This is a genomic window from Rhodococcus sp. ACPA1, assembly GCF_002300195.1.
Taxonomy (GTDB): domain Bacteria; phylum Actinomycetota; class Actinomycetes; order Mycobacteriales; family Mycobacteriaceae; genus Rhodococcus_F; species Rhodococcus_F opacus.
On record NZ_NSDX01000006.1, the window covers coordinates 72,141 to 92,385 of the forward strand.

Genomic DNA, 20,245 nt, shown 5'->3' on the forward strand with positions numbered 1-20,245 from the left:
CGTGGTCGGCTCCCAACACCACCGAGTAGTCGGATCCCGCCACCACTCGCCACCTCCACGTGAACATTCCCCAAGGCCGGGACGGCGTGGCGAGTTCCACTCCGACCGGCGGGTTCAGGGGCGACGGGCAATCCAGACGGTCCGGCTGCCCCGAACCGTCAGGTCCCCGCGGTGCAGGACGCTGTCGGGGTTGTCTTCCGAGAGAAGGCGATCGAGAGTGTCGCGGTCGTCGGCGGCAAGTTGCCCGTCGAGCGCGGAGCGGATGCGGCGCAGGAAATTCTGTGCGTAGCGTCCGGTGCTCGGCGGAGCCGGGGTTGCCTCGCTGGTGAAACTGCGCTCCTCGACGTCCACGAAACCGGCCCGTTCCACGTGGGCCCGCCAGTTCGGGTGTGAGTTCCAGTCCAACCGCGCCAAGGCTTCGTGGCAGCGCGACTCCAGGCCCGGGCGGCCCAGGCCGAGGTCGTCCGGCAACAGGCGCGGCAGCGCGTCCATCTCGACGACCACCAGCACGCCGTCGGTGTTCAGCGCGCCGTACATGTCGCGGAGCACCCGGTCGGGATCGGCGACCTCGTGCAACGAGGAGGCCGCCCACACGACGTCCGCCGCGTCGACTGCGGGCCACGCGACATCCAGATCGGCGCGCACGACGCTCAATCGGCCGGCAAGTCCCTGCCCGCTCGCGGCCGTGCGGAGGCGCTCGAGCATCACCTCCGACCTGTCGATCGCGATCACCTCGGCCGCGGGGAATTGTCGAGCAAGGGTCAGGCTGCCGACTCCCGTTCCCGCCCCCACGTCGACGACCCGGTGCGTGGTCTCCCCGGTGCGCTGTCCGACCCATTCGGCCACCGGGTACAGGTAGGAGCCGAAGACCTCGCCGTCCAGGTCCAGTAGATCCGCCAGCGCTGCCTCGTGATCCCGGGTGTGCCCGCCGTGGTGACGGGCGTGGTGATGAGAATGCTGTGTCATTACTCCAGGCTAGCCACATACTGCGCGATACGCATACACTCTTGCCTATGACGCAAGAAGTCGGGTTGGACAGCGTGATCCGTCAACGCATCCGAGGCCTTCGGCTGGCCCGCGGCTGGTCACTGGACGTGCTGGCCGCGCGCTGCTTTCTCAGTCCGTCCACCCTGAGCCGCATCGAAACCGGCCACCGCAGGATCGCCCTCGACCAACTGGTTCCCATCGCGCGGGCCCTCGGCACCACGCTCGATCAGCTCGTCGAGTCCGTCGAGGACGAGGATGTGGTGATCCGGCCGCAGCCCGAACACACGCGAGGCCTGACGATCTGGCTGCTGTCCCGCGAACGCGCGCTCCACGGCGCGACCGTGGCGAAGATGCGCATCACCTCCGACCGGCCCGCAGGCCCGGAGCATGTGAGTGTGCACCCGGGCCACGAGTGGTTCACGGTGCTGTCGGGGACAGCCCGCCTGCAGCTCGGTGAGCGAACCATACTGATCGAAGCGGGCGCCGCAGCGGAGTTCTCGACCATGGTGCCGCACTCCATCGGCGCCCACGACGGTCCCGTGGAGATCCTCACGATCTTCGACCACGACGGGGAACGTGCCCACCTGCACGCCGATCACAACGAGTAGAGAGGACAGGCATGTCGACTTCCGACACTGCAGGCCAGACGGAGTTTCCGGCGACCATGGGGAAGGTCTCCCGTCGTGAGCTCGCATCCCACGGCTATACGCGTTTCGACCAACTGACGACGGTCACCGCCAAGGAGCTGTTGAAGATCCACGGCGTCGGACCGAAGGCGATCCGAATCCTCGAGGAGGAACTCGCTGAGCGGGGGCTCGGCTTCGCGAAGTGAGCCGAGCCCGGCCGCGCTACAGCGCGCCGCGCGTGCGCTGATAGGTGGCCGGTGGTGTCCCGACCACGTGAGTGAAGACACGGGTCAGGTGCGCCTGGTCGCTGAACCCCAGTTCGTAGGCGAGCGCCGACCAGTCGATCCTCTCGCCCGAGTGGGCGGCGCCGGCCGCGTCGAGGATGCGGAATCGCTGGATCACCCACTTCGGGCCGATGCCGACGTAATCGGTGAACAGCCGTTGCAGGGTGCGCAGGCTGCAGCCGGCGTGTGCGGCGAGCTGGTCTGCCCGGACGAGGTCGCGGTTGCGCTGGGCGTCGCCCACCAGGGCTGTGATCTCCCGTCCCGTGGGGTCCGGAACCGGATCGGTGCGAAGAAGGTATCGCTCGAAGGCGTCGATCATCTCCGCGCTGTCCGTGCCGGCGAGGATTCGCTCCGCGACCGGGCGATCGTCACCGGCGAGCAGATCCCGTCCGGGCTGGACGGTTCCCGAGATCGCGCCGACGCTGCCCTTCAACAGCGGCCGGAACCCTCCCGCGTGGAAGGCGGCTCCCAGCACGTGGCCCTTCCCGGTCAGCGTTCGATAGAACGGCGACCGGGAGATCCCGTGCACCAGCAACTGTCCGTCCTCGGCAGCGACATGCACGCGCGGCTGGGGCACCACCTGCTGACGATGGGGCTGCGGCACCGACCACCTCACCAGCCAGTGGTAGTCGACGAACTCGGCCAAAGCCTCTCGGGGAGCGACCCGTTCGACCTCGAACCCCGGTGCGGCGGCCGTCGGGCGGACGATCGCCTCGGGATGTCCTGGCACAGTCGACATTCGCTCATCCTAGTGTCGCGAATGTTCAAGAACGCCACGCTGCCGCGTACCTAGGGTCACGTGTCATGAGCTACTCACACACTGCACGAGGCAAGTTCTCCATCGCGTCGTGGTCGGAATCGGTGATCGTCGACATCGACGGCGAAGGTACGAGCGCCGGCGACACCTATTACCCCACACGCGGTGCCAACCGAGCGACCGTCGCGTACTCGTACTCCGGGGACATCGAGGGAACGAGCACGGTGGTCTACCTGATCGCATACAAGGCCGATGCCGCGCCGGTGCTCGGCCTCGAACGCTTCGAGGGCTCGATCGGCGGGCACGACGGAACGTGCGTGTTCCAGCACATCGGCAGCCAGGACCAGGGGTCGGTGGCGGCACGGATCGAGGTGGTGCCGGGTATGGGCACCGGCGGTCTGATCGACCTACGCGGCAGCGCGGACCTGTCGATCGCGGGCCCCGGCGACAGCGGCTACGAATTCGTTCTGTCGTACGACGTCGGCTGACATTTCGACGTCGCTCATGTCGTCGAGGGTGCGGCGAGGGGCTTCAGGCCACACGCCGTCGCGAAGCCCTGTGATTCGATGCCGAACGCGGTGTTGGTGCGGGTCGCGAAGTTCGCCAGCGCGATGAACGCGGTCAGTTCCACCAGCGCGGCCGGGCCGAGCGCGTCGAGCAGCCTGGCCGACATTTCGTCGGTGACCGTCGGCGGGGTCTGGGTCATCGCTTCGGCGTACTCGAGCACGTCCCGCTCCAGCGGCGTGAACACGTCCGACCGGCGCCAGCGGGGTACCTCGCATGCCTTGGTCAGATCGAGGCCCTCGTTGTGGGCTTGGAAGTAGCCGAAGTCCAGGCAGAAGCTGCAGCCGACCAGGCCGGCCACCGCCATGTGGGCAAACGACTTCAGGTTCGCGTCACACTGATCCCACTTCTGTGCCTGGCGACCGACGCTGAAGCTGAAGTTCAGCACCTTCCGGTTGTGCCACGCGACCTCGACCGGCTCGGCCACCTCGCCGAGCATCTTGCGGGACATCCGCTTGACGATCGCGCCGTAGATACCGGTCAGTTCGGCCTTCGGGATCCGGGTATTGCCGGCCATGATTCCTCCTCCGGTTGTCGTGCTCTCGGCATGAGACACCGGCCACGAACCGAATGTGACACCCGAACCGGAATTGGTTGCAGGAACCTTCGCTACCGCTCAGCCCGGTGCGAGTGCGCGGTCGGCCACCGCGGCGACGACGGGCGAGAGTGCCTGAGCGTGTTCGAGGGTCAGGTGGTTGTCGTCGCGGTACACGAGGTCGTTGCCGACGATGACGGGGCAGCGCTCGGCGGTGCAGAACAGGGCGGTGAGGTCGGCGTACCGCCCGCCGCCTGCCGCGGTGGCCACCGCCTCGGCCACGACGCCGGCGTCGTTCACCGCGACCGGCCGTGGCGGCGAGCAGGCGGTCGCGTCGTCCAGATGGGCGGACAGGCACGTCGGTACGGTCGACTGCGGATCCGGAATCGGTCCGAGGACGAGGACGGCCGCACCCGTGGCCCGCAGTTCCGTGACCAGGCGGGTCAGGCTGTCGAGCCAGGCCTGACCGTAGACGGTGAAACCGAAATCGGCGCCGTACCGCCGGGACATGCTCAGCACCACCAACCGGGGCCGTTCGGTCCGCAGCCGATCGACGATCTCGCCGCGCCACTGCTCGCACTCGGTGTATTCCCGCCCGAGGTAGGGGCTGGTGAGTGGGAGGTCGAGAAGCGGGCAGGTGACCTTGCCCATCGTCTCGAGCCGCCAATGATTCTGCTCGGCGGCCGATTCGAACGCCGGGGCCCACATCGCGGCATGCGAATCGCCGACCAGCGCCACCGTCGTCGGAGACGCCACGTCCCCCGTCGCACACTCGCCCTGACCCACTTCGAGCCACGACCGCACACAGCCGTTGACGAACACCTCCGGCTTGTCTGCCGGCGCGTCGGCGAGTGGTGGAGACAGATTCGACGGGACCGCTTGCAGCCCTGCCGATTCCGCGACAGCCGCCTGCACCTGCGCGGTCATGTCGTGCACCGCCGCGTCACGCGGATCGACTGCGGTAGGCGCCGATTCGGCCGGCGCAGAGACGGTGAGGGCTGTGGCCGCGGCTCCGTGTCCGACCGGAACCGGCCGCGCGATCAGCAACACCAGTGCCGCACACACTGCGATGGCGGTGACGGCGCCGCCGAGCACGAGGCTGCGCGAGGCCGAACGACGCAGCGGAGCAGCGAAGCGGACGGGATTCTCGACCAGGACCAGTGTCAGTCCGGCCAGACCCGCGGACACCATGACCATCGCCAGACGATCGGTGAGGTCGAGCGAGCGGCCGAGCACGATCGGCGCGAGCAGCAGCACCGGCCAGTGCCACAGGTACCAGGAATAGGACACCCGCCCGACCGCCCGCATCGGTGGCAGCGACAGGCTCCGCCCGACCCCCAGCCGGGGTGCGGCACACCCCGCCCCGATCACCAGCACCGTGCCGACGACCGGAACCAGCGCGGCGGTTCCGGGGTAGGGCGTCGTCTCGTCGAGTCGGAAACAGGCGACCACGATCAGTGCGAAACCCGTCCAGCCGGCTGCGGCGGCAACCACCGACGGCAGCCGCTGCCAGTGCCGAACCGACAGGGCGACCAACCCGCCTGCGGCCAGTTCCCAGCCGCGGGCGGGCAACGAGAAGAACGCCCACGGCGGCAGGGTCCGGGTCCAGTCGAGTGAGACCGCAAACGACACTGCGGCGACCACGGCGAGCACGATCAGATACGGGGTCGTCGACGGTGTTTCGTCCGCGTCGAGGCGCCGTGTCCTGCGCCGGACGAGCCAGGCGACCCCGATGATCAGCGCCGGCCACAGCAGGTAGAACTGCTCTTCCACGCCGAGCGACCAGTAGTGCTGGAACGGTGACGGGGGCGCGTCGGCGGCCAGATAGTCGGTGCCGTGCAGCGCGAACCGGTAGTTACCGACGTAGAGCGCACTGGCGACCCCGTCACCGAGGACCGCGCGGGCCTGCAGAGGGGGCAGGAGCAGGGCCGAGCCGATCGCAGTGGCCACCAGCACGATGCACCCGGCGGGCAGGAGCCTGCGGGCCCGGGCACCGTAGAACTCGGCCAACCCCACGCGGCCGCTGCTCGCGACGTTCCGCCACAGCAGCCCGGTGATGAGAAACCCCGAGACGACGAAGAAGATGTCGACACCGACGAAACCTCCGTCGATTCCGGGCACGCCCGCGTGAAAGAGAACCACGGCCAGCACGGCGACGGCCCGTAGACCCTCGATGTCCGCGCGGAACCTCGTCTCGGCCGGCTGGACACCGACCGGAGGGCGGTTACCGGATCGGCGTCGCCGTTCCGGACTCGCGACGGTATTCACTCGACCAGCGATCTGTCCATGCGACGCGCCCCTTCAGCTGCAGCATTGAGCTCATGATGACAGCGGTGCCGAGACTTTCCCGAAAGGCACGCCGTATCAGGGCGGAGCACTGGTGACTGGCCACTCACACGTGCACGACGACCGACCCCTCGCGAACCGAGGCGGCGTAGGTGCGGACCGTGCCCACACCCTCGGATGCGCAGGCGCCCGTGTCGAAGGCGAACGCGTACTGGTGGAGCGGGCACATCACGCCGGTGGCGTCGATCTGTCCGTCGGCGAGGGGACCGCCCTTGTGCGGGCACACCGCATCCATCGCCCGAACGGTGCCGTCCGACAACAGGAATACGGCCACCTGACGGTTCTGCACGACGTACGTCCGGCCTTCGCCGGGCGTCAGGTCGCTGACCGGCCCCACCGCGACCTCGGAAGGCCCCTCGATCAGGGCGGTCATCGGACCGGCACCTGGGGAAGCGGCAGCAGTGGGAGCGACGGAGCGAACTGTGCGGGCGATTTCGGCGCGCTGCGCTCCTTCCAGGGATCCCGGTAGCCGTCCACCGCCGTCTGGATCCGCTCGTCCAATCCCGTCACGATGTCCTCCTCGTCTCGGACCAGTAGCGCCTGAAGATGTTCGAGTCCCACCCGCGGCACGAAGTCGTACGTGCGTTCGAGCCATTTCGCGTTCTCGCGGTAGTACTGGATGAACCGTCCGCCGAGTTCCACGACGGCGTCAGGGGATTCGACCGTCGCCAGCAGATCGCCCTTGCGGATGTGCGCTCCGGCGGCGCCGCCGACGTAGATTTCCCACCGGCCGTCGCCGACCGCGACCACCCCGAAGTCCTTGCACAGGGCCTCCGAGCAGTTCCGTGGGCACCCGGCGACCGCGAGTTTCAACTTCGCGGGCGTCTCCAGGCCCTGGAACCTCTCCTCGAGCGCAATGCCGAGGCTCGTCGAATCGCCGAGACCGTAGCGGCAGAAATCGGTTCCGACGCACGTCTTCACCGTGCGCATGCTCTTGCCGTAGGCGAACCCGGACGGCATGTCGAGGTCACCCCACACCTTGGGGAGATCCTCCTTCTTGATGCCGAGGAGGTCGATGCGCTGCCCGCCGGTGACCTTCACGAGCGGCACGCCGTACTTGTCGGCCACGTCGGCGATCTTGCGGAGTTGCTCTGGCGTGGTGACGCCGCCCTTCATCTGCGGGACCACCGAGAACGTGCCGTCGCGCTGGATGTTGGCGTGCACGCGGTCGTTGATGAACAGCGCGCCGCGCTCGTCCACCCAGTCGGGACCCCAGATGGTGCGGAGCAGCGAGGCCAGGGGCATCTTCGCGGACGCGTCCTCCTTCGCGTCCGTCGCGAGCTCGGCGAACACCTGGGACACGGCGCGGAGGTCGCGTTCCCGGATGGTCGCGATGAGTTCGGGTTTCGTCATCGGGATGCAGGGCACATACCAGTCTGCGGAGGGGTCGGCCTCGAGTTCGCCGCCCGCGGCGCAGGCCACGATGTCGGCGACGAGACCCTTGCACGAGCCGCAGCCCTTTCCGGCCCGGGTCTGGGCGCAGACGTCGGTGAGTGTCTTGGCGCCGGAATGGACGCACGCCACCAGATCGCCCTTGCTCACACCATTGCAGTTGCACACCTGCAGGTCGTCGGGGAGATCGGCGACACTCGTCGCGGCGCTCGGGGCTCCGACGTCGAAGAGCATGCTGATCCGCTCCTCGGGCAGCGGCACTTTGCCGTCGAACGCCTGCGTGAGGAATCCAGCCTTGCTGATGTCGCCCATCAGGGTGGCGCCGATCAGCTTGCCGTCGCGGACGACGAGGCTCTTGTACGTGCCGCTGCGCGGTTCGTAGTACTGGACGAACTCGTCGTCCGCCGTCTCGGGTCCCTTGACTCCCATCGCGGCCACGTCGACACCGGCGACCTTCAGTTTGGTGGTGGTGCGCGAACCGATGTACGCCGCTTCGGGATTGGAGCCGGTGAGGACTTCGGCGAGGATGACCGACTGCTCCCACACCGGGGCGACGAGGCCGTAGGTCTCCCCGCGGTGCTGTGCGCACTCGCCGACGGCGTACACGGAACCCTCGTCCTCGCAGCGCATCTGGTCGTCCACCACGACGCCGCGTTCGACCACGAGCCCGGCGGCCCGCGCGAGTTCGGTATTGGGCCGGATTCCGGCGGTGACGACGACCATGTCGGCGTCCAGGGTGGAGCCGTCGACGAACGACACCCCGGTCACCAGGCCCGCGTCGTCGCGCAGCACGGCGGTGGTCCGCATCGAGGTATGGACGCCGACACCGAGTTTCTCGATCTCGGCGCGCAGGACACTGCCGCCGCGTTCGTCGAGCTGCTGGTTCATCAGGTGCCCGGGGGAATGCACGACGTTGACGGTGAGACCCTGAGTGCGCAGCCCGTACGCGGCCTCCAGGCCGAGCAGACCGCCGCCGATCACCACCGCGGACACGTCGTCGCGGGCCTGCGCCATCTGCAGCATGCCGTTGGTGTCGGCGATGTTCCGGAATCCGAACACCCCACGGGCCAGGCGCCCGTCGTGCTCCCGCAACCCGTCCATGTTGGGGAAGAACGTGTTGCTTCCCGTGGCGATGATGAGCACGTCGTAGTCGACGACGCGGCCGCTCTCACACGTGACCGTCTTCGCGAACCGGTCGAGTGCGACCGCGCGGTCGCCGGCGTGGAGTTTGACGCCGTTGGCGGTGTACCAGCCCATGGGGTTGAGGATGAGGTCCTCGTCGTCGACGGCCGCCTCCCCGGACAGCACGTGCGAGAGCATGATCCGGTTGTAGTTGCCGTACGGCTCGTCGCCGATCATGGTGATCTCGAAACGCTCGCCGCCGCCACGGTTCAGGATCTCCTCGACGGTGCGTGCGCCGGCCATACCGTTGCCGACGACCAGCAGCTTGCTCGAACTCGGAGTGTTGGCCATGCGTCGAGGCTCCGCCCCGGGAGTGTCGTAACGGCTGCGCGCACGTTACGTGGGAATCAGGAACACCTCACAGCCCTCCCGGAAGTCATGTCAGGCAGGTGCGCGGTCGCGGGGCATGAGCAGCGGGGCCAGCACGGCGAGGAGCAGGGCGGGCAGCAGGAAACCGGCCGCGGGCGACACCGAGTACACCGGGGTGAGGGTGATCGGGGCGAGCGCGTTGCCCATGAATCGCAGCGCCTGCACGACGGACACCGCGCCGCCCCGGTTCGGGCTCGGCGAACCCAGCACGGCGGCGTTGACCCCCACCAGGATGAACTGACCGGCGATTCCGGCCGCGAACCACGCCACGGCCGCGACCGCGAGGAGGGACACGGTCCCGGCGACCGCGACGAGAATCGCCCCGCCGAACGCGCCGATCAGGACGGCCGCCCGGGCCCCGATCTTGTCGATGACACCGCCGACGAAGCGTGCGGTGAGGATGCCGGCGACGCCGAACCCGGTGAGCAGCAGCCCACGCTGGGTCGGGCTCAGCCCGAAGACGTCTTCGGCGCGGAACGCCACCAGGAAGCTCAGCCCACCGAGCGCGCCCCAGCCGAGGAGTGCGACCACCCCGATTCTCAGCACCGACGGGGTGAGGGCGTCGCGCAGTCGTGGGCGCGGTGCCCCCGGCTCGGCGGGAGCACTGTCGGGAACACCGACCAGACCCAGCACCGCGGCCACGAGGGCGATGACGAGGAACGAGAGACGCCAGTCGACCTCCGCCGCCAGCCCGCCGACGAGCGGCGCGCTCGACTGTCCCGCGGCCTGGAAGGCGCCGAAGATCCCCAGCGCCCGGCCGAGATGTTTCTTCGGTGTCGAGGCGGCGAGCGCCGCCAGCAGCAGCGGCGTCGTGAACGAGTTCGAACACCCCTGGAGCACGCGGGCGCCGAGGAAGAGCGGCAGCGTCGGCGCCACGAAACACGCCAGCGACGACAGCAGGTAGACCCCGTACGCGATCCGCACGGTCCGCGTCTGCCCCCACCGGGCGCCCAGCGTGCCCGACACCAGCATCAGCAACGCGAACGGCAGCAGGTACGCCGTCAGCGAGCCGGCCGCGGCGGACGCACTCACGCCGAGGTCGTCACCGATCTCGGGAAGGATCGAGGCGACGACCCCGCCGCCGAACGGACCGAGGAAACCGCCGGCGTAGAGCGCCGTGCGCTGGAGTGAGGAACGAAGCGACTCGGATGAGTTCTTCGTCACAGCCCGAAGCTGCCGGGCCCACGCCTGCGGAGATACCGCTCGAACTCGGCCGCCAGCGCGTCACCGTCGATCTTCGAGATGGCGTCGGAGATGTCGGTCTCGGCGTCGCCGCGCTCCTCGAGTGAGCGGACGTACTCGCCGATCTCCTCGTCGTCCGCGGTCATCTCGGTGACCGCTTCCTGCCAGTCGTCGGCCTGGGCCGGGAGTTCCCCGAGGGGCACCTCGATGTCCAGGACATCCTCGACGCGTTGCAGCAGCGCCACCGTGGCCTTCGGATTCGGCGGCTGGGACACGTAGTGGGGCACGGCCGCCCAGAACGACACGGCAGGCACACCGGCCCGGACGCACGCGTCCTGCAGTACCCCGGTGATCCCGGTCGGACCCTCGTAGCGGGTCTGCTCGAGCTTGAACCGCTCGGCGGCCTCGCTGCTGTACGCGCTGCCCGTCACCGGGACCGGCCGTGTGTGCGGGGTGTCCGCGAGCAGCGCCCCGAGGATCACCACGGTGTTGATCTGCAGCTGGTCGATCAGCTCGAGGAGGTCCTCGCAGAAGCTGCGCCAGCGCATGTTCGGTTCGATCCCACGCAGCAGAACCACGTCGCGGTCGCTGCCGGGAGGCGAGCACACCGACAGCCGGGTGGCGGGCCACACGATCTCCCGGGTGACACCGTCGACCTGCCGCACCGTGGGTCGATTGACCTGGTAGTCGTAGTACTCCTCGGAGTCCAGCTCGGCGAGCGGCTGGGCGTCCCAGGTCAACTCGAGGTGCTCGACGGCTCCGCTCGCGGCATCGCCGGCGTCGTTCCAGCCCTCGAAGGCGGCGACGAGGACAGGGTCACGAAGTACGGGCACGCCACTGTCCGTCGCACCGGCATCCGCGGTGTCGGGGGTGTCGTCGGCGCGGCCCGCAGGCGTGACGGGGAACTCACTGGAACTCACCCACCCAGCCTACGGCCAGCATTGGTTCGCGCGCCCACTAGTCTGGACGGCATGTCTGCGCCATTTCACTCTGCCCTGCTCGATGCGTTGAACCAGCGCGTTGTCATCGGCGACGGAGCCATGGGCACCATGTTGCAGGCCGCGGACCTCACGCTCGACGACTTCCTCGGGCTCGAAGGCTGCAACGAAATCCTCAACGACACCCGCCCTGACGTGCTGAAAGACATCCACCGCGCGTACTTCGAGGCCGGGGCGGACGCCGTCGAGACCAACACGTTCGGGTGCAACCTACCCAACCTCGCCGATTACGACATTTCGGACCGTATCCGGGAACTGGCCGAGAAGGGCACCCGGCTGGCGCGTGACGTGGCCGACGAGATGGGGCCCGGACGCGACGGCATGGGCCGCTTCGTCCTCGGCTCGATGGGACCCGGAACCAAGCTGCCGACGCTGGGCCACGCGCCGTTCGCGGTCCTCCGCGACGCCTACGCGGAGGCTGCGATGGGCATGATCGACGGGGGCGCGGACGCGATCCTCGTCGAGACCTGCCAGGACCTGCTGCAGGTGAAGGCCGCCATCCTCGGCAGTCAGCGGGCGATGGAGACGCTGGGGTCGCGGCTGCCGATCATCACCCACGTCACGGTCGAGACCACCGGCACGATGCTCCTCGGCAGCGAGATCGGTGCCGCGCTGACTGCGCTCGAGCCGCTCGGTATCGACATGATCGGCCTCAACTGCGCGACCGGTCCCGCCGAGATGAGCGAACATCTCCGCCACCTGTCCAAGTACAGCTCCCTCCCGGTGTCGGTGATGCCCAACGCCGGACTGCCGCAGCTCGGCCCGAACGGCGCCGAGTACCCGCTCACCGCGGAGGAGCTCGCCGAGGCGCTCAGCGGTTTCGTCACCGAGTTCGGTCTCGGTCTGGTCGGCGGCTGCTGCGGCACCACCCCGGAGCACATCCGGCAGGTGGCCGAAGCGGTCCGCCTGGTCGAGAAGGCCGAGCGGAACCCGGTGCACGAGTCGGGGACGTCCTCGCTGTACACGGCGGTGCCGTTCCAGCAGGACGCCAGCATCCTGATGATCGGTGAACGCACGAACACCAACGGCTCCAAGGCATTTCGCGAGGCGATGATCGCCGAGGACTACCAGAAGTGCCTCGATATCGCGAAGGACCAGACCCGCGACGGCGCCCACATGCTCGACCTCAACGTCGACTACGTCGGACGCGACGGTGCCGTCGACATGGCCGCCCTCGCAAGCCGGTTCGCGACGTCGTCGACGCTGCCGATCATGCTCGACTCCACCGAGCCCGCGGTCCTGCAGGCCGGCCTCGAGCACCTCGGCGGCCGGTGCGCCGTGAACTCCGTCAACTACGAGGACGGCGACGGACCGGACTCGCGGTTCCAGAAGATCATGCGGCTCGTCACGGAGCACGGCGCCGCCGTCGTCGCGCTGACCATCGACGAGGAGGGCCAGGCGCGCACCGCGGAGCACAAGGTCCGCATCGCCGAGCGTCTGCTCGAAGACATCACCGTGAACTGGGGTCTCGACGAGTCCGACATCATCATCGACGCGCTGACCTTCCCGATCTCCACGGGTCAGGAAGAGGTCCGCCGCGACGGCATCGAAACGATCGAGGCGATCCGCGAGCTGAAGAAGAGGCATCCGCGGGTGCACTTCACCCTCGGCGTGTCCAACATCTCGTTCGGTCTCAACCCGGCGGCCCGGCAGGTCCTGAACTCGGTGTTCCTGCACGAGTGCACCGAGGCCGGCCTGGACACGGCCATCGTGCACGCGTCGAAGATCCTGCCGATGGCGCGGATCCCCGACGAACAGCGGGAAACGGCCCTCGACCTGGTGTACGACCGCCGCCGCGAGGGCTACGACCCGCTGCAGAAGCTGATGGAACTGTTCGAGGGCGTCTCCGCGGCGTCGGCGCGCGAATCCCGCGCCCAGGAACTGGCGGCGCTGCCGCTGTTCGAGCGGCTGGAACGCCGCATCGTCGACGGTGAACGCAACGGCCTCGACGACGACCTCACCGCGGCGATGGAGGAGAAGCCGCCGCTCGCGATCATCAACGAGACGCTGCTGTCCGGCATGAAGACCGTCGGTGAACTCTTCGGGTCCGGGCAGATGCAGCTGCCGTTCGTGCTGCAGTCCGCCGAGGTGATGAAGGCGGCCGTGGCATACCTCGAACCGCACATGGAGGCCACCGACGAGGACGGCAAGGGCCGCATCGTCATCGCCACCGTGAAGGGCGACGTCCACGACATCGGCAAGAACCTCGTCGACATCATCCTGAGCAACAACGGGTACGACGTGGTGAACCTGGGCATCAAGCAGCCGATCGCGACGATCCTCGACGCGGCGATCGAGCAGAAGGCCGACGTCATCGGCATGTCCGGGCTGCTCGTGAAGTCGACCGTGGTGATGAAGGACAACCTGCAGGAACTCAACGCCAAGGGTGTCGCGGAGAAGTTCCCCGTCCTCCTCGGTGGTGCCGCGCTGACCCGTTCCTACGTGGAGAACGACCTGGCCGAGGTGTACGAGGGCGACGTCAGCTACGCGCGCGACGCGTTCGAGGGCCTGCACCGGATGGACGAGATCATGGCCGTCAAGCGTGGCGGCGGACCCGACCCGGACAGTCCGGAAGCGATCGCGGCCCGCGAGAAGGCGGCCGAACGGAAGGCACGGCACGAGCGGTCCAAGCGAATCGCGGAGAAGCGCAAGGCGGCCGAGACCCCGATCGAGGTGCCGGAGCGATCCGACGTGGCCACCGACATCGTCGTCCCGAGCCCGCCGTTCTGGGGCAACCGGATCGTCAAGGGCGTCTCGCTGTCGGACTACTCCGGGCTGCTGGACGAGCGCGCCCTGTTCCTCGGGCAGTGGGGTCTGCGCGGGCAGCGTTCCGGCGACGGTCCCACCTACGAGGAACTGGTGGAGACCGAGGGCCGACCCCGCCTGCGGTACTGGCTCGACCGGCTGAGCACCGAGGGAATCCTCGCGCACGCCGCCGTCGTGTACGGCTACTTCCCCGCCGTGTCCGAGGGCGACGACGTGGTCGTGCTCACCGACCCGACACCCGACGCCGAGGAACGCTTCCGGTTCACGTTCCCGCGCCAGCACCGCGACCGTTTCCTGTGCGTCGCCGACTTCGTCCGGTCCCGCACCGAGGCGAAGGAGACCGGTCAGGTCGACGTGTTCCCGATGCAGCTCGTCACCATGGGGCAGCCGATCGCGGACTTCGCGAACGAGCTGTTCGCCGCCAACGCGTACCGCGACTACCTCGAGGTGCACGGCATCGGCGTGCAGCTGACGGAATCGCTGGCCGAGTACTGGCATCAACGGGTCCGCGAGGAACTCGTGCTGCCCGGCGGTCACAACGTGGCCGAGCAGGACCCGTCCGAGGTGTCCGGATTCTTCGACCTCGCCTACCGCGGTGCCCGCTACTCCTTCGGATACGGTGCCTGCCCCAACCTGGAGGACCGCGCGAAGATGGTCGCTCTGCTCGAACCCGAACGGATCGGTGTGAAGTTGTCCGAGGAATTGCAGTTGCATCCCGAGCAGTCCACGGATGCGTTCGTGCTGCACCACCCGGAAGCGAAGTACTTCAATGTCTGATGCATTCGACGGTCTCGCAGGTGTTCTGTGGGACATGGACGGAACGCTGCTCGATTCCGAGAAGATGTGGGACGTCGCGGTCCGCGAGTTGTCGCTGCACCTCGGCGGTCCGATGACCGAGGAGACGCGGCTGAAGACGATCGGCGCGTCCAGCGCCAACGCCCTCGGCGTCATCTTCGACGCCCTCGGGCTCGACCGGGATCCGGCGGCGCTCGCCGAGGCCAAGGAATGGATGTTCACCCGCGTCGAGGAATTGTTCGGCGACGGGATCCCGTGGCGGCCGGGCGCCCACGACGCACTGCGGACCGTCCGGTCGCACGGCCTGAGGTCGGCGCTGGTGACCAACACCGAGCGCCGGCTCACCGAGCGGGCACTCGAGACGCTCGGCAGGCACCACTTCGACCACTCAGTGTGCGGCGACGAGGTGCCGGCAGGCAAACCGCATCCCGACCCGTACCTGCGGGGCGCGGAACTGTTGGGACTGGATCCGTCGCAGTGCCTCGCCATCGAGGACTCGCCCACCGGTGCGGCGTCCGCGCAGGCCGCGGGGTGCGTCGTCCTGATCGTTCCGTGCGAGATCGCGGTGGCCGACGGCCCGGGGCGGGTGTTTCGGGACAGTCTCGAGGGTCTCACCGGTTCCGACCTGGCAGAGGTGTGGGCGCAGCGGAGTGCCGTCCGTCTCTAGGTAGTCTGGTATCCCGTGGCTGTCCCGAAAATCGTGCTGTTCTACGTGTTCACTCCGCTCGCCGACCCGGAGGCGATACGGCTGTGGCAGTACACACTCGCCGAGGCGAACAACCTCACCGGACGGATCCTCGTCTCCGAGCACGGCATCAACGCGACGGTCGGTGGTGACATCCACGACGTCAAGCGGTACGTGAAGGGGACGCGCAGCTACGCCCCGTTCAAGGACGCCGACATCAAGTGGTCGAACGGGCTCGGTGACGACTTCCCGCGGCTGAGCGTCAAGGTGCGATCGGAGATCGTGACGTTCGGTGCGCCGGGCGAGCTGAAGGTGGACGCGGACGGTGTCGTCGGCGGCGGCACCCATCTCGCGCCCGACGAGGTGCACCGCCTGGTCGAGGGTCGCGGAGACGACGTCGTCTTCTTCGACGGGCGCAACGGTTTCGAGGCGGAGATCGGCCGATTCCGGGACGCCGTCGTGCCCGACGTGTCCACCACGCGCGAGTTCGTGCACGAACTCGACAGCGGCAAGTACGACCATCTGAAGGACAAGGCTGTCGTCACCTACTGCACCGGGGGAGTGCGGTGCGAGGTCCTGTCGTCGCTGATGCGCTCGCGCGGGTTCGGCGAGGTCTACCAACTGGACGGCGGCATCGTCCGCTACGGCGAGACGTTCGGTGACACGGGCCTGTGGGAGGGATCCCTGTACGTCTTCGACAAGCGGATGAACATCGAGTTCAGCGATCAGGCCAAGACTCTGGGGCGCTGCAGCACGTGCGGGGGTCCGACGTCCCGGTACGAGAATCTGCCGGACGATCGGGGCCGCGAACTCGTGCTCGTCTGCGTCGGCTGCACCGAGAACAGGGCGGGCTGAGGTGGCGGGGGCGCCCCTGCCGGTCCGCAACGGCCTCGGTCCCGACCGCATCCGGATGCCGGCAGGCGTCGGCGCGAGGACGGTCGCCGAATTCCTGGTCGAGGCGTACCCGGACGAGCGCGCGCACTGGCTGTCCCTGATCGACGGCGGGGACATCGTCGACGAGCACGGGAGGGTCGTCGACCGCGGGACCCGTTATGCCCCGACCCGTTTCGTGTACTTCTACCGCGACCCCGCACCCGAGATCCCGGTTCCGTTCGAGATCGACGTCCTGCACCGCGACGACCACCTCGTGGTCATCGACAAACCCCATTTCCTCGCGACCATTCCGCGGGGCGCGCACATCACCGAGACGGCGGTCGTGCGGCTGCGGAGGGCGCTCGACCTGCCCGGCCTCACGCCGGCCCACCGGCTCGACCGGATGACGGCCGGCGTCCTGGTGTTCCTGATCAGGCCGGAAGACCGCAGGCCGTATCAGGAACTGTTCGTCTCCCAGCAGGTCACCAAGGAGTACGAGGCCGTCGCCGGGCACGATCCGACGCTCGCGTTTCCGCGGACCATCCGCAGCCGCATCGTCAAGGAACACGGGATCATGACGGCGACGGAGGAACCGGGAGAACCGAACAGCGAGACCGTCGTCGAGCTGATCGAGACCCGGGACCGCCGCGCGCGGTACCGGCTGTTGCCGAAGACCGGCCGGACGCACCAACTGCGGTTGCACATGTCGTCGCTGGGCCTGCCGATCGAGGGCGACAACTACTACCCGGACTTCCGCCGATCCGAGCCCGGTGACTTCTCGACCCCGCTGCGGTTGCTGGCGCGGGCCATCGAGTTCACCGACCCCCGTTCGGGCGAGGTCCGCCGGTTCGAGAGTCGCCGCACACTCGGGTGGTGACCGGTTCGGAGAGGTCCGCGGCGGCGTGAAACAATGGGTCCTCGTGAAGACCTTCGAATCCCTGTTCGCCGAGCTGACCGAGCGTGCCGCTACCCGCCCCGAGGGGTCCGGCACCGTTGCCGCCTTGGACGCCGGCGTCCATTCGCAGGGAAAGAAGATCCTCGAAGAGGCGGGTGAGGTGTGGATCGCCGCCGAGCACGAGAGCGACGAGGCGCTCGCCGAGGAGATCTCTCAGCTGCTGTACTGGACGCAGGTGCTGATGGTGGGTAAGGGCCTGAAGCTCGAGGACGTCTACCGACATCTGTGATCGGTGATCGAGACTCCTCCACCCGCTCCCGAAAGGAACCCTCAGCCATGCTGCGCGTCGCAGTCCCCAACAAGGGCTCGCTGTCCGAGTCCGCCGCCGAAATCCTCAGCGAGGCCGGCTACCGCCGTCGCACCGACTCCCGCGACCTGACCGTCCTCGACCCGTCCAACCAGGTCGAGTTCTTCTTCCTGCGCCCCAAGGACATCGCGATCTACGTCGGATCCGGTGAACTCGATCTCGGCATCACCGGCCGCGACCTCGCCCGCGACTCGGGTGCCCCCGTCTCCGAACGGCTGTCGCTCGGCTTCGGCCGCTCCACGTTCCGGTACGCCGCCCCCGCGGGCAAGGACTGGTCGGTCGAGGACCTCGCCGGACTCCGGATCGCCACGTCCTACCCCAACCTGGTGCGCGACGACCTGTCCGCCCGCGGGATCGAGGCCTCGGTCATCCGCCTCGACGGGGCCGTGGAGATCTCGATCCAGCTCGGCGTCGCCGACGCCATCGCCGACGTCGTCGGCTCCGGCCGCACGCTGCGCCAGCACAACCTGGTCGCGTTCGGCGACACCCTGTGCGACTCCGAGGGTGTGCTCATCGAGCGCGCCGGTTCGCCCGCCGGCGATTCCGCGCGCAACCAGCTGGTCGAGCGGGTGCGCGGCATCGTCTTCGCGCAGCAGAACCTGATGCTCGACTACGACTGCCCCAAGACGATCCTCGACGACGCGTTGAAGATCACCCCGGGCCTGGAGTCGCCGACATTGTCGCCGCTCGCCGACGAGAACTGGGTCGCGGTCCGGGCGATGGTGCCGATCAAGGGCCACAACGGAGTCATGGACGAACTCGCGGACCTCGGTGCCAAGGCCATCCTCGCGTCCAACATCCGGTCCTGCCGCGCACTCTGATCTCGTTCCACCGCAACACGATCCGCGCCCGTTCCGCCCGCAACACGATCCGCGCTCGCTCCGCTCAGGGGCGGGCGCGGACCTGTACGGTCTGGGCGATCCGGCCGACGGCGCCGGTCTCGTCGTAGAGCACGCCCGCGCACATGCCCACTCCGTCGGGTCCGATGGAGGTTTCGGAGCTGACCCCCACCCAGTCGCCCTCGGGGACCCGGAAGATGTGCACGGTGAGGTCGGTGTTGAGGAACGTCCAGTCTGCCGGGTCGAGTTTCGATCCCACGCCGTTGGCGATGTCCGCGATGGAGAACAGCCGCTCGAGCGGCGTCATGGCCTCGCCGAGAACCAGTGCGGGCCGCGGCTTCGCCCACAGCTTGCCCGGGCCCTCGCATCCCATCTCGGCGATCCACCGCCAGTCGAGGGTCGTCAGGTAGCCCGAATTCCAGGCCTCGCCGAACTTGCCGTCCCGGCCGGTGGACCGCGGTTCGAGCGGCGGGTCGACGACGTGGACGGCGTCGCTGGTGTCGACGGTCTCCATCCGCCACGCCGAGCCCCGCGCCACGGCACGGGGCCGGTCGCCGACGGTCCACAACTCGGCGACCACCAGCTCCACCCGGCGTCCCGGTCGCTGCACCCAGGACCGGACCTCGAGTTCGGCGATCGGGATGGGACCGAGGATCTCGACCACGACCCGCGTGAGACGCACGTCGTCGCGAGGCGCGCAGCGCTCGAGTGCTCGCACGAGCAGCGCGGACGGGGGAGCGCCGTGCTGCATCGTCTCGGCCCACACACTGATCGTCAGATCCGTGCTGTCGAACCGCTCGACGGTGATCTTCTGGTCCGAGTCCACTTCCGGCGCACTCAGTGCTTCCGAACCGAGTGGTACGTAATAGGACTCGGAACTCATTCGACAATCTCCTCGAAACCCGGTGCGTCTTCGGCAGGCCCCTCGGGCCATCCCGGGTAGGGAGGCGGCGTTCCGCCGAACGAGGGGCACAGGGACTTATGATCACACCAGTCGCAGAGCCGGCTCGGCTTGGGTCGGAAATCGCCGGTGACACCGGCCGCCAGGATGGCCTTCCAGATCGCCGACAGCGTGCGCTCGAACCGCAGCAGTTCGTCCTCGTCGGGTGCGTAGGTGAGGACCGTGCCGGACGCGAGGTACAGCAGCCGCAACTGCGCGGGGACGATGCCGCGGGTGCGCAACAGGACCAGCGCGTAGAACTTCATCTGGAACAGGGCCTTGGACTCGGACATCTCGCGTGGTGCACGGCCCGTCTTGTAGTCGACCACCCGCACCTCCCCGGTGGGGGCGACGTCGATGCGGTCGACGAATCCGCGGAGCAGCACCCCGTCGGCGAGTTCGGTCTCGACGCGCTGCTCGCACGATTCGGCCTCGAACCGGGTGGGGTCCTCGAGCTCGTAATACGCGGTGACGAGGGACCGCGCCTCGTCGAGGAACGTGTCGCGCTGGTCCTCGGGGACCAGGTCGATCAGGTCGGGGGCCTCGGCGAGAATGCGCTCCCACGACGGGAGGACCAGATCGACCGCCTTCTGCGGAACGCGTTCGGCCGCGGGCAGCCCGAACAGGGTCTCCAGCGCGGCGTGCACGACCGTGCCCTTCACCTGCGCGCGCGACGGCGCCTCGGGGAGCCGGTCGACCGCGCGGAAACGGTAGAGGAGCGGGCACTGCTTGAAGTCGCCGGCGCGGGACGGTGACAGGGCGGGGCGCCTGCGGGTGGCCGAAGTGTCGCCGGGCTGTGACGGGGAACCCTTTGTGACGGGGGCTGGCGACTCTGAGATGCTCACACCTGGCAGGGTAGGCCC

Annotated in this window: 19 protein-coding genes; 9 read left to right on the forward strand and 10 right to left on the reverse strand. The window is 68.5% G+C overall.

Annotated elements, in window-relative coordinates; genetic code table 11:
• Nucleotides 1-114: 114 nt before the first annotated feature.
• Nucleotides 115-966 (reverse strand): trans-aconitate 2-methyltransferase, encoded by an 852-nt coding sequence (locus CJ177_RS29725; RefSeq protein ID WP_095869271.1) that lies wholly within the window; start codon nucleotides 964-966, stop codon nucleotides 115-117.
• A gap of 47 nt (nucleotides 967-1,013) precedes the next feature.
• On the opposite strand from CJ177_RS29725, the gene CJ177_RS29730 reads away from it, so the two are divergent.
• A complete protein-coding gene (locus tag CJ177_RS29730; protein WP_007299039.1) occupies nucleotides 1,014-1,595 on the forward strand; it encodes a helix-turn-helix domain-containing protein in 582 nt (193 codons plus the stop codon).
• Between the two features lie 11 nt (nucleotides 1,596-1,606).
• A complete protein-coding gene (locus CJ177_RS29735; RefSeq protein ID WP_005243042.1) occupies nucleotides 1,607-1,819 on the forward strand; it encodes a hypothetical protein in 213 nt (70 codons plus the stop codon).
• 16 nt (nucleotides 1,820-1,835) lie between these two features.
• Here CJ177_RS29735 and CJ177_RS29740 read toward each other — a convergent pair whose 3' ends face one another.
• Nucleotides 1,836-2,636, reverse strand: coding sequence for an AraC family transcriptional regulator (locus tag CJ177_RS29740; RefSeq protein WP_005243040.1), 801 nt, complete (start codon nucleotides 2,634-2,636; stop codon nucleotides 1,836-1,838).
• A 65-nt stretch (nucleotides 2,637-2,701) separates the two neighbouring features.
• Here CJ177_RS29740 and CJ177_RS29745 point away from each other — a divergent pair, with 65 nt between their 5' ends.
• The gene (locus tag CJ177_RS29745) at nucleotides 2,702-3,142 is read left to right on the forward strand and encodes a DUF3224 domain-containing protein (RefSeq protein ID WP_025432821.1); all 441 of its coding nucleotides are present in this window, start codon (nucleotides 2,702-2,704) and stop codon (nucleotides 3,140-3,142) included.
• Nucleotides 3,143-3,156: 14 nt separating this feature from the next.
• Here the strand turns inward: CJ177_RS29745 and CJ177_RS29750 are convergent, their stop codons facing one another.
• The 6 genes from CJ177_RS29750 to CJ177_RS29775 form a co-directional block, all read right to left on the reverse strand.
• On the reverse strand, nucleotides 3,157-3,735 hold the full coding sequence (locus tag CJ177_RS29750; RefSeq protein WP_005243036.1) for a carboxymuconolactone decarboxylase family protein: 579 nt from the start codon (nucleotides 3,733-3,735) through the stop codon (nucleotides 3,157-3,159).
• A 99-nt stretch (nucleotides 3,736-3,834) separates the two neighbouring features.
• Nucleotides 3,835-6,021, reverse strand: a complete 2,187-nt coding sequence (locus CJ177_RS29755; RefSeq protein ID WP_061046065.1) for an acyltransferase family protein — start codon at nucleotides 6,019-6,021, stop codon at nucleotides 3,835-3,837.
• Between the two features lie 124 nt (nucleotides 6,022-6,145).
• Nucleotides 6,146-6,472, reverse strand: a complete 327-nt coding sequence (locus CJ177_RS29760) for a Rieske 2Fe-2S domain-containing protein (RefSeq protein WP_025432820.1) — start codon at nucleotides 6,470-6,472, stop codon at nucleotides 6,146-6,148.
• Nucleotides 6,469-8,964: a nitrite reductase large subunit NirB gene (gene nirB, locus CJ177_RS29765; protein ID WP_005243031.1), complete on the reverse strand. Its 2,496-nt coding sequence runs from the start codon at nucleotides 8,962-8,964 to the stop codon at nucleotides 6,469-6,471. The genes CJ177_RS29760 and nirB overlap by 4 nt, the downstream gene beginning before the upstream one ends.
• Before the next feature lie 90 nt (nucleotides 8,965-9,054).
• Nucleotides 9,055-10,206, reverse strand: coding sequence for an MFS transporter (locus CJ177_RS29770; RefSeq protein ID WP_095869272.1), 1,152 nt, complete (start codon nucleotides 10,204-10,206; stop codon nucleotides 9,055-9,057).
• A complete protein-coding gene (locus CJ177_RS29775; protein WP_005243029.1) occupies nucleotides 10,203-11,144 on the reverse strand; it encodes a PAC2 family protein in 942 nt (313 codons plus the stop codon). The genes CJ177_RS29770 and CJ177_RS29775 overlap by 4 nt, the downstream gene beginning before the upstream one ends.
• A gap of 51 nt (nucleotides 11,145-11,195) precedes the next feature.
• Between CJ177_RS29775 and metH the strand changes: the two genes are divergently transcribed.
• Genes metH through hisG form a run of 6 tightly spaced genes read left to right on the forward strand, consistent with a single transcriptional unit; the run spans nucleotide 11,196 to nucleotide 18,424 of the window.
• Complete coding sequence (gene metH / locus CJ177_RS29780; protein WP_025432819.1) at nucleotides 11,196-14,765, forward strand: methionine synthase; 3,570 nt, start codon at nucleotides 11,196-11,198, stop codon at nucleotides 14,763-14,765.
• The gene (locus CJ177_RS29785) at nucleotides 14,758-15,450 is read left to right on the forward strand and encodes an HAD family phosphatase (protein WP_005243022.1); all 693 of its coding nucleotides are present in this window, start codon (nucleotides 14,758-14,760) and stop codon (nucleotides 15,448-15,450) included. The genes metH and CJ177_RS29785 overlap by 8 nt, the downstream gene beginning before the upstream one ends.
• A 15-nt stretch (nucleotides 15,451-15,465) precedes the next feature.
• A complete protein-coding gene (locus CJ177_RS29790; RefSeq protein ID WP_061046063.1) occupies nucleotides 15,466-16,323 on the forward strand; it encodes a rhodanese-related sulfurtransferase in 858 nt (285 codons plus the stop codon).
• 1 nt (nucleotide 16,324) lies between these two features.
• Nucleotides 16,325-17,218: a pseudouridine synthase gene (locus tag CJ177_RS29795; RefSeq protein ID WP_095869273.1), complete on the forward strand. Its 894-nt coding sequence runs from the start codon at nucleotides 16,325-16,327 to the stop codon at nucleotides 17,216-17,218.
• Nucleotides 17,219-17,243: 25 nt separating this feature from the next.
• Nucleotides 17,244-17,525: a phosphoribosyl-ATP diphosphatase gene (locus CJ177_RS29800; RefSeq protein WP_009473527.1), complete on the forward strand. Its 282-nt coding sequence runs from the start codon at nucleotides 17,244-17,246 to the stop codon at nucleotides 17,523-17,525.
• Between the two features lie 47 nt (nucleotides 17,526-17,572).
• The gene (hisG, locus tag CJ177_RS29805) at nucleotides 17,573-18,424 is read left to right on the forward strand and encodes an ATP phosphoribosyltransferase (protein WP_005243011.1); all 852 of its coding nucleotides are present in this window, start codon (nucleotides 17,573-17,575) and stop codon (nucleotides 18,422-18,424) included.
• Between the two features lie 64 nt (nucleotides 18,425-18,488).
• Here hisG and CJ177_RS29810 read toward each other — a convergent pair whose 3' ends face one another.
• Together CJ177_RS29810 and CJ177_RS29815 are read right to left on the reverse strand one after the other, a co-directional pair.
• A complete protein-coding gene (locus CJ177_RS29810; protein WP_005243010.1) occupies nucleotides 18,489-19,325 on the reverse strand; it encodes a thioesterase family protein in 837 nt (278 codons plus the stop codon).
• Nucleotides 19,322-20,227, reverse strand: coding sequence for a RecB family exonuclease (locus CJ177_RS29815; RefSeq protein ID WP_005243009.1), 906 nt, complete (start codon nucleotides 20,225-20,227; stop codon nucleotides 19,322-19,324). The genes CJ177_RS29810 and CJ177_RS29815 overlap by 4 nt, the downstream gene beginning before the upstream one ends.
• Nucleotides 20,228-20,245: the final 18 nt, after the last annotated feature.

What these genes read in the sequence shown, in the direction of transcription:
- CJ177_RS29785 (WP_005243022.1), top strand. Translation starts at nt 14,758, where the DNA reads ATGTCTGATGCATTCGACGGTCTCGCAGGTGTTCTGTGGGACATGGAC.
- CJ177_RS29745 (WP_025432821.1), top strand. Translation starts at nt 2,702, where the DNA reads ATGAGCTACTCACACACTGCACGAGGCAAGTTCTCCATCGCGTCGTGG.
- CJ177_RS29740 (WP_005243040.1), bottom strand. Translation starts at nt 2,636, where the DNA reads ATGTCGACTGTGCCAGGACATCCCGAGGCGATCGTCCGCCCGACGGCC.
- nirB (WP_005243031.1), bottom strand. Translation starts at nt 8,964, where the DNA reads ATGGCCAACACTCCGAGTTCGAGCAAGCTGCTGGTCGTCGGCAACGGT.
- CJ177_RS29750 (WP_005243036.1), bottom strand. Translation starts at nt 3,735, where the DNA reads ATGGCCGGCAATACCCGGATCCCGAAGGCCGAACTGACCGGTATCTAC.
- CJ177_RS29810 (WP_005243010.1), bottom strand. Translation starts at nt 19,325, where the DNA reads ATGAGTTCCGAGTCCTATTACGTACCACTCGGTTCGGAAGCACTGAGT.
- hisG (WP_005243011.1), top strand. Translation starts at nt 17,573, where the DNA reads ATGCTGCGCGTCGCAGTCCCCAACAAGGGCTCGCTGTCCGAGTCCGCC.
- CJ177_RS29735 (WP_005243042.1), top strand. Translation starts at nt 1,607, where the DNA reads ATGTCGACTTCCGACACTGCAGGCCAGACGGAGTTTCCGGCGACCATG.
- CJ177_RS29760 (WP_025432820.1), bottom strand. Translation starts at nt 6,472, where the DNA reads ATGACCGCCCTGATCGAGGGGCCTTCCGAGGTCGCGGTGGGGCCGGTC.
- metH (WP_025432819.1), top strand. Translation starts at nt 11,196, where the DNA reads ATGTCTGCGCCATTTCACTCTGCCCTGCTCGATGCGTTGAACCAGCGC.
- CJ177_RS29725 (WP_095869271.1), bottom strand. Translation starts at nt 966, where the DNA reads ATGACACAGCATTCTCATCACCACGCCCGTCACCACGGCGGGCACACC.
- CJ177_RS29730 (WP_007299039.1), top strand. Translation starts at nt 1,014, where the DNA reads ATGACGCAAGAAGTCGGGTTGGACAGCGTGATCCGTCAACGCATCCGA.